The 12,950-nt window shown below is 54.8% G+C and carries 15 protein-coding genes; 2 read left to right on the forward strand and 13 right to left on the reverse strand.

The window, feature by feature from the left end:
- Positions 1-174: 174 nt before the first annotated feature.
- Positions 175-594 (reverse strand): hypothetical protein, encoded by a 420-nt coding sequence (locus F5897_RS06665; protein WP_183304949.1) that lies wholly within the window; start codon positions 592-594, stop codon positions 175-177.
- A 341-nt stretch (positions 595-935) separates the two neighbouring features.
- Between F5897_RS06665 and F5897_RS06670 the strand changes: the two genes are divergently transcribed.
- A complete protein-coding gene (locus F5897_RS06670; protein WP_183304950.1) occupies positions 936-1,784 on the forward strand; it encodes a tyrosine-type recombinase/integrase in 849 nt (282 codons plus the stop codon).
- A 108-nt stretch (positions 1,785-1,892) separates the two neighbouring features.
- Complete coding sequence (locus tag F5897_RS06675) at positions 1,893-2,159, forward strand: hypothetical protein (protein WP_183304951.1); 267 nt, start codon at positions 1,893-1,895, stop codon at positions 2,157-2,159.
- Positions 2,160-2,197: 38 nt separating this feature from the next.
- Here F5897_RS06675 and F5897_RS06680 read toward each other — a convergent pair whose 3' ends face one another.
- From F5897_RS06680 to F5897_RS06735, 12 genes are all read right to left on the reverse strand, one after another.
- A complete protein-coding gene (locus tag F5897_RS06680) occupies positions 2,198-2,605 on the reverse strand; it encodes a hypothetical protein (RefSeq protein ID WP_183304952.1) in 408 nt (135 codons plus the stop codon).
- Positions 2,598-3,122, reverse strand: a complete 525-nt coding sequence (locus F5897_RS06685; RefSeq protein ID WP_183304953.1) for an ImmA/IrrE family metallo-endopeptidase — start codon at positions 3,120-3,122, stop codon at positions 2,598-2,600. The genes F5897_RS06680 and F5897_RS06685 overlap by 8 nt, the downstream gene beginning before the upstream one ends.
- 556 nt (positions 3,123-3,678) lie before the next feature.
- Entirely contained in the window at positions 3,679-4,086 is a 408-nt protein-coding gene (locus F5897_RS06690; RefSeq protein ID WP_183304954.1) for a hypothetical protein, read from the reverse strand.
- Between the two features lie 15 nt (positions 4,087-4,101).
- The gene (locus F5897_RS06695) at positions 4,102-4,617 is read right to left on the reverse strand and encodes a hypothetical protein (RefSeq protein WP_183304955.1); all 516 of its coding nucleotides are present in this window, start codon (positions 4,615-4,617) and stop codon (positions 4,102-4,104) included.
- 291 nt (positions 4,618-4,908) lie between these two features.
- Entirely contained in the window at positions 4,909-5,184 is a 276-nt protein-coding gene (locus F5897_RS06700; protein WP_183304956.1) for a hypothetical protein, read from the reverse strand.
- A gap of 30 nt (positions 5,185-5,214) precedes the next feature.
- Positions 5,215-5,592: a hypothetical protein gene (locus F5897_RS06705; protein ID WP_183304957.1), complete on the reverse strand. Its 378-nt coding sequence runs from the start codon at positions 5,590-5,592 to the stop codon at positions 5,215-5,217.
- Positions 5,577-6,035, reverse strand: a complete 459-nt coding sequence (locus F5897_RS06710; RefSeq protein WP_183304958.1) for a hypothetical protein — start codon at positions 6,033-6,035, stop codon at positions 5,577-5,579. Before F5897_RS06710 ends, F5897_RS06705 begins: the two co-directional genes overlap by 16 nt.
- A 4-nt stretch (positions 6,036-6,039) precedes the next feature.
- Complete coding sequence (locus F5897_RS06715) at positions 6,040-7,095, reverse strand: peptidoglycan recognition protein family protein (protein WP_183304959.1); 1,056 nt, start codon at positions 7,093-7,095, stop codon at positions 6,040-6,042.
- A gap of 90 nt (positions 7,096-7,185) precedes the next feature.
- Positions 7,186-7,530 carry a hypothetical protein gene (locus F5897_RS06720; RefSeq protein WP_183304960.1) on the reverse strand — a complete coding sequence of 115 codons (345 nt, stop codon included), beginning with the start codon at positions 7,528-7,530 and terminating at the stop codon, positions 7,186-7,188.
- A 15-nt stretch (positions 7,531-7,545) separates the two neighbouring features.
- Entirely contained in the window at positions 7,546-9,471 is a 1,926-nt protein-coding gene (locus F5897_RS06725; protein ID WP_183304961.1) for a DUF859 family phage minor structural protein, read from the reverse strand.
- Between the two features lie 19 nt (positions 9,472-9,490).
- Positions 9,491-11,974, reverse strand: coding sequence for a hypothetical protein (locus F5897_RS06730; protein ID WP_183304962.1), 2,484 nt, complete (start codon positions 11,972-11,974; stop codon positions 9,491-9,493).
- Between the two features lie 175 nt (positions 11,975-12,149).
- Positions 12,150-12,941 carry a hypothetical protein gene (locus F5897_RS06735; RefSeq protein ID WP_183304963.1) on the reverse strand — a complete coding sequence of 264 codons (792 nt, stop codon included), beginning with the start codon at positions 12,939-12,941 and terminating at the stop codon, positions 12,150-12,152.
- Between the last annotated feature and the right edge of the window lie 9 nt (positions 12,942-12,950).

A 12,950-nucleotide genomic window follows, 5' to 3' on the forward strand; every position in this document is an offset into this window, starting at 1 on the left:
CTGTATTTTACTGTGCTTCTTGCTGTGCAGCGAGCGCTTTCTTCGCTTCCTCCTGGGACTGCATGTACTCATCATATTCTGGCTTTATTATCCAAGCATCTGTGCTGCGCGGATCTTAGTGGGTGTCAGTAAGCCAAGCTGGCATGACAACTTTAAACTTTTGAGATTAGAAGGTTATGTTGTGTTTGCGTCTGTCTCATCCGGGTCATCGGCAAAAATGCCATGCACGTCTATCCATTCGTATTCGATTTCCGGATAGTGTTCTGCTGCAATGTCGTCGATGTCTGAATCCCAGTCATCAGGGTCTTCAAAAAATCGTTTCAGAAGAGGTTTAAGCTCTTCTGGGGTTCTGACGTTGTGCTTCGTTTTGAGGCGAGATAGGCCGTAGAAAATCCAATAATAATGGTTTCCGTCAAGGTCTTCTAGCATCATGTCAATGTATTCATCATCATAGAGATGTTTCAAAGCATGATGCAATATTTCAGCCATATCGCTGAGACAATAGCCGCGCGTTTGTAGAATACGCCGCTCAGCGGGTGATTTCTCCCGTTGGAAGAGCTCATCTATAAGCGCGATTTTGGCTGCCTTATCCATATCTGCAGTTTACTGCGCTGTGAGCGCATAGCCAATAATAATTAGTCCGGCAGCGTTAGACACGCCCGACAAATGCCACACTTTTGGCACTTAACCCACATTCTGACAACATACTCAATGTTTACTGGCGGTGTTTGCTAGAAAAGCGAAACCCCCGGTTTTCCTTGATTTTCCGGGGGTTTTGGAGCCACCTGCGGGATTTGAACCCGCGACCTGCTCTTTACAAGGTCGCACCTGGTGCTTTCAGTCACCTGTTCAAGCGTTCTAAGTTACAGCTTTGTAAATTGTTGGTTTAGGATACATAATCAACACAAGTAAATTGTTAGTCTAAGGCTAAAAAAATGATGGACCACACGAGATTAACATTATGGGAAGACACCGCCGACCTGTTAAAGAAATGGCGGCTGGAGATGGTAGCAGCGACGCTATCTAAAAGAACGATAGACGAGCGCCTGTTGTTGATATCTAACTTTATGAAACAGACGGCTACGACGCCGCGGAATTTCAGTGCGGCAGATGTTGTGCTATTTTTGAGCCGCGAAGACTGGAGTCCGTCGACACGACAGAGTTATCACAACATATTAAGAGCTTTCTCTCTTTGGTGCGTGCGGGTTAAAGTCCGCGCTGATGATCCATTGGTCGATATTAGAGCGCCGCGGCGGCCGCGCACGCAGCCCCGCCCCTTACCGAAAGACGCAATACCCGCAATCTATGCCGGTGCGCGCTCTGACCGGACACGCGCATACATCAAGCTAGCACTCTATGCGGGGCTCAGAATCCATGAAGTTGCTAAAGTACGCGGCGAGGACTTCGACACTGTTGGCAAAACGCTAACGGTGGAAGGCAAAGGCGGGGTGCGCGCCGTCATACCCCTGCACGAGGAGCTAGTCGCTTTAGCCGAACAATTCCCACGGCGCGGCTACTGGTTCCCCACATGGGCGGCGCCACATGTAGACCGCAAGCAAGTCTATCGCGCAATTAAAGAAGCTATGACACGAGCAGGCTACGATTACTGTACGCCCCATCAGCTGCGACATTCATACGGCACCGCCTTAGTCGAATCAGGCGCTGACCTCAGAACAACACAAAAACTGCTCAGACACGCTTCGCTGGAAACCACACAACGATACGTAGACAGCTCGTTAGAAAGGCAAACAACAGCGCTTAACGCATTAACCTTCATTCTCTAAAACAAGCCCGTAGATCGCGAGCGCCGCGGTCTGCGGGTTTGTTTTGTGTGGTGGTTTGGGGTGTGGGAGGATGGAGCAGGCAGTTAGTGTTTTAGAAGGTGGTGTGGTGTGGTTATCGAGAGTGCGAGCTGGCTGGATAAGGCAGTGACAGATATTGTGGAGAGGCGTCGGCGAGAAGTGGGCGTATCGGTTGAAGATTTGGCCGCCGGAGCAGGGTTAGAGGTAGCTGCTTTGTTTGAAGTGCTGGATTGTTCCAGGTCGTGGTTGCTGGACGAGGTTTGTGCGGTCTCGGGGGCGCTAGGCTGGGACTGCGCGGGGTTGATTAAGGCGGCAGAAAGCAGCAGGCCGGGTCTTGCATCAGGGTTTGAGAACTAAATCTCAGGGTTAGCTTAATGATTGCAGCGGCAGCGCTGTCATTTTTTTGTAGAGAATAGGTATTTTGCCACGATTGTGAGGATTCCTAAAGTCTGGATGGTGATACCGGATATGAAAGCGATAATCACTCTATCCGATATTACTTCCCTTATTGTTTGGCAGACCACTACGAAACCAGCGGCGCTGAGAGTAAGGAATACTAGCAATAGTAGGGCGAACATGAAAATCATGCGTAGTTTGTTATTTTGCTCTAGTTCATTGACTTTTGCTCTAGCTTTGGCGTCCTTGGCGTTGAACTCTAAAGATTTACTGTCAAGCTTCACATCTTTTGGCCCAGGCTCTGAATTTTCGCTTGGTATAGATATACCTTCGCTAGACAGAATCTCATTGACCTCAGCGAGTTTTGGGTCTTGCGACGACTGCGCTAAATCATACTTATCATCCAAGGCTGGTTGCCCTGTTCAGTGTTTCTTGTTTTTTTAATCGGTTTAGACGTGTTTTAGCCGCTGAAAGCGATACGTGAAAACGATGCGCGACAGCTTCCGCGTTGCTTAAATCAGGAGTGAGCGCGCGCACTTCATTTTCAGGCATGAGAAGCCCACCAGCGAACTGGTCTGCATAGAATTCCCGCAGGTTATAGTTGTGACTGTCGCGTTTATCGACAAAGGAATACTCTTGGTCATCCGCTTCTATAAGCCGCTCAATGTAATGGCCGATTTCGTGGGCTAGAGTAAACCGCTGACGAGCAAGCGTTTCTTCGGAATTGATATATATTTGCGGACGCGAATCATACGCTGTCTTCACAATCATTCCAGAAACTCCGCCTGGAATATCGTCGCGGTAGTGAACATCGAGACCGTACATTTCAGCAACTTTTTCAAGCGTGAAAATGCCCTCTTTCTCAACGACAAGACGCCGGACTCTTTCGCCGTTTTCTTGCGCGACTCGCCAGATTGCTGCCATGATAGCCTCCTCCCATCTCTAAAATTTAGGATAACACGCGTTGATACCTGTATAGTTGAATCTTTTGCAACGATTACAAAACAGATTTTCTTATGCCGCTGCTATGCTCTCAAAAGAACAGCAGGGCGATGCGCGAAAGCAAATAGCACGGCAGAGAGCCGGCAAAGTTCATTTTTCGGAAACAGCACTATTTGAAACCTAATTGCATGACAGGCTCCACTGCGATTGGCAATGTTTGCTAAATACTTACTGGGCAGCGCGGAGACCTTCCGATTTCCTAACCGCATTTGTGGTGGGAAAACCGGCTGCTTGAGAATACGTAGAAGAAAGCAAAGAGGACAACCAGCACCGCTCTCTGGATTGATTTCAGCAGCAAGCTGCGAGCGCTCTTAGATATATGAGCTCGCACTGTTAAAAATTAAGTCTTGACAAACATTAAAGCCGCATGCTTATAATTGGTTTCACCAATATTGGTAAGAAAAGTATTGGGATTGAGAAGATTTAGCGCCCCGCCTTAAATGGCAAGGGCGCTAAATTTTTTTCTCTCACGACCTGATTAGGCTTGCTCATGCTCTAAAGGTGGGTATTGCACTTCGACCTCATAGCCTTCAGCTACTAGGCTCATGGTCACAAAATTCACCAGCGCGCAATGCACTTCGAACGGGATACCGGTGTCCGGCTGCAGAAGCGCATATTCTTCGGCGTCACGGTAGCGCGCCACTGTAACAGTTTCAGGGTCGCCGCCTACCCGCTCTGCTTCATCATCGACACCGTCAAGAATCACCTGCTGCATCTCAATAATGCGGTAGGCTAGCTCTTCCAACGCGGCCACAGCGTGCTCTGGTGGATCTATTGTTAAGCACCACCTGCGTACCGTGCGCGGGTTGTAGCCGGCAAACTCTGCAAAACTTGTAGAATCCAAGCCGCAGGCCGCCATAAAAGTTTTAAACGTAGCACTATTCATAACCTAGTCGCCTCTCTATTTAGCGAATTTGTAACCGAGCTGTTCAGCTTCCACCAGCGTAACTTCCCGGAATTTACGAGCCTGCGGAGCCTTGTAGTGGAAAGTCACGCTCTCATTGTTTGACCGCAGCCGGCGGCCATCAGCACCAGTAATGTAGCCGTCTTTACGAGTCTGGGGTTCGGCCATCACAATCTCGACGGTCTCCCATTTCGAGGTCGCGCGGCGAGTGAAGCCGCCTACCATTGTTTTGTAGCTGATGCTGATACGCAGCCGGTTCAAGTCACCATTAACAACAGGCGCGGCCTTAATTACTGGGAAGTCAGCTGGATTGAGTTCTGCGAAATCTTCTGGATCATAGTAGTTGGTTTTGTTGGCTGCAGCGGAAGTGTGATGCCATTCACAAGGAAGTACAGCTCCTGCTTTTACTGCGCGTTTCTGCCAAGCATCTAGCCGACTGTAGGTTAGCAGTCCGTCTTCTTCTGCTGTGATAGCGCGATCTGACTTGGTTAAAACACCGTACTTGGTTTTCATTTTTCAGGTCCTTCTCTTCCGAGGTCTTTCTCTTTTGACTCTTTTCAGTGGCCTTTGCCGCCTGACAATTCAATTATATGTGTCCGTGTGCGGACATTGCAAGTGGTGCGCAGTGTCGGCGTGTCGCGCATGATAAACTAGCGCCACAAGACCAGTTCCGCTACCTAGCACAAGTTAGATAGTCCAGGGCTGGTCATTGCTTTACCGCAACAAAAAAGTGCCCCTCCCGAGCACCAGTGTATGGGCACCCGGGAGGGGCAAAAATTTTTAGCTAGCTTTTATACCAGCAGCTTAATCATCTTCTAGAATCACTTCATGCTCAGGCTCCGCCGCGGCATGCTTACCGGCGGGAGTATTCGCGATTGCCAGCCCTGCGAACGGGATAGCGAGATACGCGACAGCAGCAGAAGCCATATCAAGAATCACAGGTCGTGGCACATCAACTACGCCCCACGCAGCATGCAGCGCGCCGACCACCAGCGCTAGTGATACATAAGCGAGATATAGGCCGCGGCGCACCTCAGCACTCTTAATCACACGGCCAAGCTCAATAGTGTTTGCAGTCATAATATAGTTTCCTTTCTCTAATTTGTAGGGTTATTTAAGCCAAGACGGGCGTTCAGGTGGCGGCGGCACCGCGCCGCTCTCAATCCAGTCGAACACCTCAGCCAGTTTCTTTCGCAACTTTTCCTCATGCTGCTCTTGCTGCTCTAGCTGCGAGCGCTGGGTGCGTAGTTGTTTTTCTTGTTCGTAGACGCGCTGTTGTAGGTGAGTTACGCGGTCGCGGAGTTGGTTGACTTCGTCGCGTAGTGGTGTGAGGAACTCGCGCCATGCGGCAGCGACGGAGACATCTGTGTTAGTTTCGGTTTTGCGTTCTTCGTTTGCTGCGGTGCGGCGGCTGGAGAGCCAGGTTACCAGGGCGGGGATTGCGGCGGTGGCGAATCCGGCGAGTGCTGCTATCAGGGTGTCTGGCATGTGTGGTTCTCCTTTCTGTCTGGCAGGTCGATTATTACGCTGGAGAGCCAGACGAAGCGCAGCAGGATAAAGAAAAGGAGGGCGCGGAACCCTGCAGCGTGCACGCCGTCGATTAGTGCGATAAGAGTGTAGATGCAGATTATAAGGGTGAATGGTGCTGTTGCGAGCCCGAACGCTGCGATTGTGATTTTTGGCCGGTTGATCCACGCGGCGAGAATCACGAATACGCCCACGGCGAGGGTGAAGCAGCCGATTAGTTGCGGGTCAAACAAGCGTTGCCCTAATAGTTGCATGTCGCTTATTAGGTAGCGGCCGTTTATCGCATAGTCGGAGCCGATAACGATTAGCAGCATGCCGATAGTGGTGAGGAAATCAGCGCGCTTGACCAGTGAGCGTTTGTGTGCGTTTTTGCGTTTAATCCACGCTTCTATCTTTCGCAGCATGGTCTCACCTCACTAAGGTTTTCTGGCGCTTGACTTCGGCATCGATTTCCTTATAGCGGGCACGGTGCTCTGGTTTCAGGCGGCGCTGACGCTCTGCGCCGTTCCCGTAACGGCCGCCGCGAATTTCAGATGCCAACAGGCAGATGTCGAAGCCTGCGGCCTGGTTGATGCGTTTCTGCTCGTTTACCTCTTGTTCGATTTCAGTAAGTCGCCCCGGGAACTCGCGCCCTAACTGCTGTTTGCGTTCTGCGCCGTTCCCGTAACGTCCGGCACGTACCCGCACCGCAGCGTGCGACACGTCAATCTTTTTAGCGGCCGGCGCGGTTGGCGGCGGCGGTGTATTAGGTGTGGGTGGGGTGTGGGTGATGCGTGCGGCGGCGCCGATAGGCTCACCCTCACGGATTTGCCGGTTCACCTCCTGCTGAATCGCAGCACCGTAACCTGGGTAGCGCTCCTCGAGTGCGCGCGTACGATCCACGCCGACACCGTAGTTACCGAGACGCACCCCGCGCACGATAGCCGTGAAATCATGCCGCGCAGGCTGCACCGGCACGCCAGGCCGCCCCATAACAGCGAGCGCCCGCTCACGCAGCAGCCCGAGCCGACTGTACAGGTAGTTTCCGGGACAGGTTGTGGGATTGACATCGCGGTGTCCGATGACTGTGGCGGGGTCGGTGAGGTTCCAGCCGTAGTGTTTTGCGAGGTCTGCTAGCAGTTCTACTAGCTTGTTAAAAGCCGCGTCAGTCACTGGCCAGTCACCGCCGGTCGCGCTGTTTTGAATCTCAACAGTGATAGCGTTCTGGTCATGTCGACCTTGCCAGTTGTTGCTGGTCCACGGGCAGAGGAACTCTGGAATCTGGCCGATAAGCGTCCCGTCGCTGTAGAGGATGTAGGTTGCTGACACTTCGGCGTTAGGATTCATCAACCGCTGATCGCCACCGGTGGTGCCGCCCCAGTGGTGGACGATAAGCCGTTGGGGGGTGAGATTGCCGCGACTGTGAAATTTACTGTGATGCTGGACAGCGCGGGTGATTAGTTTGCTGAAATCGCGTTTAAACATTGGTCCTCCCTGTTTTTGGGTATAAAAAATGCCCTGCACCAGGGGCGGTGCAAGGCTTTAGGTGATACTGGTAGCGGGTGTGGTGTGGTTTTATTCTTCGATGATGATTTCGTGCGGTACGGGGTTTAAAAGGTTTTGCACGGCGGTTTTAATCATCTCGTCAGTTATAAGGTCTTCGTCAAGACCGGCAGTATAGTGCGGTTGGTGGTCGGCTGTATCGGCGGCTGTGTCCGAGCTATCGGCAGTAGTCACGGCAGCTGGCGGGGGTGTCCATTCTCTGTATTTTTCTGCCCATGCCGGGTCAGACACGAGATATAGTGCGTTGTTTGCGGCCCATGCGCGCGGGTCAGGCACGCGCAGCGATGCCGCGCACGCCGCGATACGTTCAATAAGCCAGGGATCGCATGACATTTCAGAGATTGTTAAATAAGACAAAACTTTTACCTCTTTCTAAAATCCGTAAACATATCTGAGCACCCAGTAGTTGTTGCCGGGCTGGCCGCTAAGCTGGTGCCCCTCGATGCGGTCGTTATATACGTAGAACACTTTGCGGCCGAGCGCGTCACCTACAATCACGGGGAACGTGAATTCGCGGTAAGCGACGCCTGCGATGAAGCTTTTCGGGATGAAATTCGTCTGGAAATCGAAATCGTAGGTGCGGCCTCCGTCGATGCGCCCCCAAATCAGTACGATGCCGTTCGCCTGAGCCGAGACTGGCTGTGACAGCTGGGCGCGATGTCCCGCGCTCATTTGCAGCGCGCCAGCCCACAAGCTATTGTTAGGCTGCTCAACAGTCGCATGATGAAGCGCGGCCGGCGTCACAAACTTCTCAGCGCTAACACCAGCGACCGCTTCACTATTTGTCGCTTTCAACGCCCCGATACCCGCTGGCGTCACAGCACGGTCCTGGCTGGCGGCGGCGAGCGCTTCCGCGAGCGTTGCTGCGGGCACCAGTTTCCGACCGTTACTGTACACATCTCCCGCGACATCGAGCGCGCCCTGTTCATGCATTTTACCGACGCCAACCTTAGTGCCGTTAAGGTCAAGCGCGACCGCAGCGGTGCCCACGTTTTGCGTGAGCACGATTTGAGTGCCTGTGCGGTCGGTGATTGTGACTTCTACAGTGTAAGACAGTGATGGGAGGAACGCGCCGCCGCCGGTCACCTGGATAGGGGTAGCAGAGTTCACGAGTCCCGGATTTATTGTGTTGCGGTTTATCCAGCCGGCGTTTGATGCTTTCGTGCGGATCCGCAACGTCAAACCGTTTTTTTGCACACCCGAGACAGTCAAAGCCGCGGCTGACACGTGGCAAGTGACCGTCAGGTAGCTGCCTTGGGGGTCTTTGACTCCGGCGGCGTTGGCGCGGGAGACGCTGAACCCGCCAGCTTCAAGTATCGGCGCACGATACGGCAGCACCTGCAGGCTAGCGGTTTTAGTGCCGGTGCGGCCGCGGGAATCGGTCACGACACCCGCGGCGGTGATGCTACCGCCCGAGGTCGGCGTTATCACGCTACCAGGTTCTATTTCGGCACCCGCAACCACGTATTTCGTGCCGGTGATTGTTGAGCCGTAGACACCGGTGGCGTTGATGCTGCCGCGGATCCGCGAAACTGAAGCGACAAAAGCACCGATGTTATTCTTCACTGTGACGTTGTCGTCGGTGAAGCTGACAGCTGACACTGTCGGTTTCACACTATCAGCTGCGGTTAGTGTCACCGTGGTTTGCTTGCTGCCGATAACATGGCCGCCGTTTTTTGTCACAACGGTGATGATGCAGTCGCCCTGCGCTGCGGTAGGGATCTGTGACAGCAGGCTGTGTGGTGGTGTCCAGGTGGCGCTGGTTGCCGCCGCGGTAGCGATGGTGCCGGTCAGGCTACCGAAACGATAGGTGACATCATGGGTGAAATTGCTTGCGGCGCGCGGTAACTGGATAGACGCAGGCACACCGGTGGTGAGTTTGCCGCCAGCAATCTGGGGCGCGGTGGCGCGGGGGATAGTTGTCGCGGTGACGCCGTGTTGCCACACTTCGTGATACCCGCCGATAGACCCGTCGCTGTCGCTCCATGCACCGACCCAGGCGCGTGCAGGAAGGCTACCGTCAGCATTATGTCCGATAGTGTGCTCGCCGTGCGCGAGGGTCAGCGTGTTGGCGCCGCGGAAATCGTAGCCGTTTGTGGATCCATGCGCGATAATGTGGCCGTTCGGGGTCTGCACATTCCAAAACGTCGTGTAGCGAGACCAGAAGCCGCTACCAGTGTTTTTGACTAGTCGGAGGTGATACCCGAAAGTGGTGCGGTTACCGACAATATCTTGCCGGATTTGCCACACATCGAGAATCAGACTGTACGAGCCGTTTTTTATGCTTGTAGTAGCCACTAGCGCACCTTTCTATGTTTTAGAGTGGGCGAATGACCGTGCGGCCGGTGCCGAAACGCTCATGCACATGTTCGCCGAGCTGTGCGGAGCCGGCGATAACCTGCCCCGAGATGAAGCGCGACCCGTCCCAGGTAGAGACGGCTACGCCCGCTTGCATAATCTGTGCGCCAGCAGGAGTGATAGAAATCACGTTAGATCCCTCACGCGACCGGACCTCCGCGCCAGCGGGCGTGACCACAAACACGGCCTGCTGCTTTTGCAGACTGTCGCCGACCTGCTGCGCCTGCTGCTTCGCCACCAGCGCGGCACCCGCAGCCGATTCCGCAGTCTCCTGCACGGCCTGTACCTCACCCGCGAGCTCCGCTTGGTTACCAGCAAGTAACATAATCGATTGATTCGCGGTAAGGTTCAAGGTCTCGCCGACGCTGGGAGCCAGCATGTCAGCTTCAATCCGGCCCGCTTTTAGTAGGTTCACCCACGCGCTGTTTGCCCAAATGTCTGCGGCGTTTAGCATGTCGCCTGTGATACCTGTGACAGTGATTTCTTGGACAGCGGTCATGCCAGCGGTGCGGCCTAGCGGGTCAAAAGCGCGAGCACGCATCTGCAACACTGTGCCCACTGGATAGCCTGGAATCAGCACGCTAGCAGCAGCAGACAGGCGAGCACCGACCGGCACCCAGCCGCTACTGTCAGCTGCAGGCTTCACCTCAACTTGCACAGTAAAACCCGGGGCAACAGGCGCGGTGAAGTTCCCGGCCCATACGGCTACAGCGTTACCGAAACCGGCACGAACTTCTAGCCCGGCAGGCGCTATAGTCGAAGCCGCTGGGCTGACCACGCTAAACACAAGTTCATCTGATGTTTCGCCGGTGAAGCCCGCCGCTGATATTGCAACAACTTTAGCGCGATGCTGCAGCATATCCGCAACAGTCAACACCACAGTGGGGGAGGTAACGCGCGCGACCGGCGCGTCATCTAACCACACCTCATAGGCTTCAACCGCGACCGGCGCACCGTCAGTATCACTGGTCACTGCCGTCCACGAGAGCGTGACCTTCCCGGTTACGCCCTGCCCCGTGAACTGCGAGACGTTAGAAGTCACCGCAAGCCCGGTGGGTGCGGCAGGTGTGCTCGATGTCGGCGCGGCAGGGGTGAACAGCAACTCTTCGGAGAAAGCACTGACGCGACCGTCAGCGGTTTTAGCACGCACCGCCACCAGCCGCTGCACTCCCGGTGTAAACACGTTCACGGATGCGGTAGGCGAAACAGTCTCGGTCACAAATTGCAGCGGCTCCGCAGGGAGCCGAGACCACACCTCATAGCCGGAAATGGTCACTTCACTGTCTGAAACAGTAGAAGTGACCGCCGCCCAGGTGAAGGTCTGAAAACTCTGCGCCGTGCGATCTACGTAACGGCCTTCATTAATAGACGCCAAGAGCCCTACAGGCGCTTTCGGGGGACTGTCCTTACTGCCTGGATTAGCTGCGAACGCCTGACCGTTACCCCCGATATGGCCGCCGACAGTTGCCGCGGCAACGCGCTGCAACACTTTAGCCTGCACCCCTGTGACTTTCTCGCCAACAATCGCCTGCAACGTGAAGCTGCCTTGCACGTCACGAATTGTGACACCAATAATCCGCCGCAACTTGCGAGCGCCGCGGCTGCGTACGGTGATGTTGTCGCCGATGTTGAAGTCGCGGAATGGGGTTAGGTCTTGTGGGTTTTGGGGTGTCCACTCGAATGATTCTTGCCGTATGGCGGCGCGGCCTTTTTGGAGTATTGGTTGGGCGAGTTTTGTGGCTTCGGTGTGGTTGTTGACCCCGGATTGGGTTTGGGTTGCTTCTAGCCGCCCCCATTTGCTGGTTTGACCGGTTTCTAGGTAGAGCCAGTGTGCGGCTTTGTCAGGGACTACGGTTAGGTGGGTGAAGATGTGCCGCATGTCGGATTTGACGGGTGCGCGGGTGACGTTTGCGCCGCCGAGCACGAGTTCGGTTTTGTTGCCACCGAAGGTGCCGGGGCGGTATAGGCGTAGTTTTGTGCCGGTGATTGTCCAGTCGCATAGGCCGCCGTCGGTGAGGGTTTTTAGGGTTTCGGTGAGGGGCTGCAGGAGAGGCACTTCGAGTTTGATTTTTTCGTTTTGTGCCCAGGCTGCGCCTTGGCTGTCGTGGTGGCGGCCAAAATCATATTGGACGTGTTCGCCCCAGCCGCGATATTTTGATTCTTTAATCAGTCCGTCGAGTATCCAGCCTGCGCTAACCGGTGCTTCACCGTTAGGATCGCGCCACAGCCGGGCGTTGTTTTTCGCGTCGTGTGCCCAATGGTGATATGTGTGTGCGAGCTGGAAGAGGACGTAGGATTCGCCGGTGTAGGTGACTGTTTTTGCGGTGTCGGTGTCGTCGCCTTCGTCTTCGGTCATAATAAACCGGTCGTGGGTTGGCACGGGCTGAAAGCGGCTATCGCCGATAGCGTATTCGACGCCGACCGCGAAGCCGTCCTCTGGCATGCGGCCCGCGATACTAGTGGGTAGCGCGAACTTTAACAAGGGTGCGCCGTTTAGCTGCTGTGTATAGTTTATGCTTCCTGCGCTGGCCGGCAGTAGGCGGCCTTTGACACCGTCCGGTGTGTATTCGCGGATCCGTAAACGCAGCATAATAATTCGTCTTTCTCGATAGGGCTGATTAGGTGAGGTATGCGGGGGCGGCGCGCACTTCTACGCCAGCGCCAGCACTAAAACTGTCCTGGACGAGCTGCAACATGCCGCTACGGTCAGCGGGAGCCCCTGCAGGGTACCGGGGCGTAATCTCGAAAACGCCGCGTGCGCCGCCAAAATCCATTTGGCCGGACACCTCGGTGCCGCCAGTCCAGGTGTTTGTCTCGGTGACCCAGGCGCGGCCAGTGTCCGCATGGAACCGCAGATAACGTCCTGCGGGAAGCTCCCCGTCAAACAAAACATAGGAGCCCGCCGCGTCGACCAGCTGAGGACGGTTCATGCGGCCTTTAAACCGCACGACAGCGTCCTGCACAGGGGCGCTGATACCTGCAAGCAGGCTAATGTTAGATCCACCAGTCGCAGCCGGTTTAAACGGTGTCGTGACAGTGTCGCCTGTCCACGTGCCTGACGGTATTTCCACCGTGAAAGTCACATCATCATAATCTTTATGACCGACATGATTAGTGACGCTAGCTGTGGAGAGCACGCCGTATAGTCGCATTGCTGGTTTGTCGGGGTGGGTGATTTCCAGCTGGGGCGATTGGAACAAGGTGAATAGGGTGCCGCGGTGTGCGCGTGCGATCCGCAGCACGAACTGGATTTGTGCAGGCTGCGCAGTAGCGCCGGGCACGATAAGCACGCCGTGACGGCCTGCCTGCCGCACCCTGGTGTGCTCGAGTGTCACGTTCAGCTGCGGCTGCGTGCCATCGAGCAGGAACCAGTGCGTGTTTTCTAGCGGCACCCCATTCACTTTGTACATCACACACCC

The sequence above is a fragment of the Canibacter oris genome, assembly GCF_014197205.1.
GTDB classification, from domain to species: Bacteria; Actinomycetota; Actinomycetes; order Actinomycetales; family Microbacteriaceae; genus Canibacter; species Canibacter oris.